Raw genomic sequence first — 1,535 nt, 5'->3', positions numbered from 1 at the left:
GTGATAAACCTCACTGCGTGTGTATCTGATATCTGCTTATATTTTACCACTCTTTTACTCGTCAATCAAAATGAAATCGCTATATTTCTTTAATTTTTTTTACTTTTTTAATAGTCTTACTACTTTTTGAAAGCGTTTTATAAGTAAATCTGATTAAAGGTCGAATCAGGTGTTAATTAATTGTTATTGACATAGCTTTTGGCAAAATTAAATTGCTTGAAATATGTTTTATGACTATTAAAAAAAAGAAGCAGCGTTTTGCTTCTTTTTTAAAACTCATCTACGATTTTTTCAACGTCTTCAAAATAACCATCATCTACTTCTGTAAGCTTGTTGCTTTTCGCCGCTTCGAGTAAATGAGTGAACCAAGTTAGTTCTACTTTCAAATGCATAATCGTGCGCATAATGATCGACAGATTTGCAATGGAATGATCCACCTTTTTAACTTGGTACAAATTTTGCATTTTTTCTAAATAAGCTGCCGTTTCCTCAATCTTTTTTTCTAAAGCAGAAGCCACTTTTTCTTGATCGACGTAAGAAGTAAATGAAAGCGCAGCATAAACTGGTCTATGCATATGCTCTTTTTTTAATAGCTGTTCAAAATAAAGGCGCTCAAATTCTTCTCTTCCTGCATCCGTAATAGAATAAACGGTCTTTTCAGGTCTGTTCGTCTCTCGAATCACATCGACTACTTTMACTAGCTGATTTTTTTCAAGCGTATCAAAAGCATAATATAAAGAGCCGCTTGCCAGTTTAATATAGTGCTTCATTTGTCTTTCATTAATGGTTTGCTGAATTTCATAAGGGTGCTTGTTTCCTTCCATTAATAAACCCAATATGACTAATTTAACACTCATAACACCTTTCACCTCTTGACATGCATCTTATTTAGTAGAAAAAGCACGAACATCTTCGTGCTTTTTCTATTTTTGAGCTGCAGGTTCCTTAGCTTCTACCCGCTTTTTAGGGGGAACTTCTACTCGTTCATTTCCCATTAAAAAGACAGTAATGATAGCTACTGCAATTGGAATAAGAGCAAGCATAAATGCATACGTGATCGATGTAGACATAGCATCAACAATCTTATCTAATATTTGAGGCGGAATGCTGTTTCTTGCACTTGATTGAAAAACTGCACTCGGATCTCCTATTTGAGAAAATGCTCCTTGTGATCCATTTCCCATACCTTGAAAATTGCGCTGCAGCTCATTTGTAAATGTATTGCTTTGAATCGTTCCAAAAATCGTAACTCCCAGCGTCATTCCTAAAGAACGTGCAAATGAGTTCGTTGAGTTGGCAGAACCTCTAAACTGTGGATCCAGCTTATGCGTTGAAGAAGTTGGTAAAAGAGAAAAGCTAAATCCTACGCCAAACCCAGTCAAAATCATGAATACCGTTAGCATCCAACGAGGTGTATCAGGTTCCATTGTTCCTAATAAAAACATTCCTACTGCAAATGAAAAAACGGACATAATCATTAAGTTTCGAAAGCTTGTTTTTGTGAGAAAAATCCCGCCGATAGCACTTCCTGCTAC

2 protein-coding genes are annotated in these 1,535 nt (G+C 35.5%); both read right to left on the bottom strand.

Translation table 11 applies throughout. The features are described 5' to 3' along the window. Positions 1 to 269: 269 nt before the first annotated feature. Complete coding sequence (locus AC1DRF_RS27345; RefSeq protein WP_013057595.1) at positions 270 to 857, bottom strand: PadR family transcriptional regulator; 588 nt, start codon at positions 855 to 857, stop codon at positions 270 to 272. 66 nt (positions 858 to 923) lie between these two features. Continuing rightward, positions 924 to 1,535, bottom strand: a 612-nt coding sequence (locus tag AC1DRF_RS27340) for an MFS transporter (RefSeq protein WP_477742228.1), incomplete at its 5' end; no start/stop codon positions are given.

The organism is Priestia sp. P5_B4 (genome assembly GCF_056400385.1).
The sequence above is the reverse complement of the archived record's forward strand: the minus strand, read 5'-3'. Positions and strand labels throughout refer to the sequence as shown.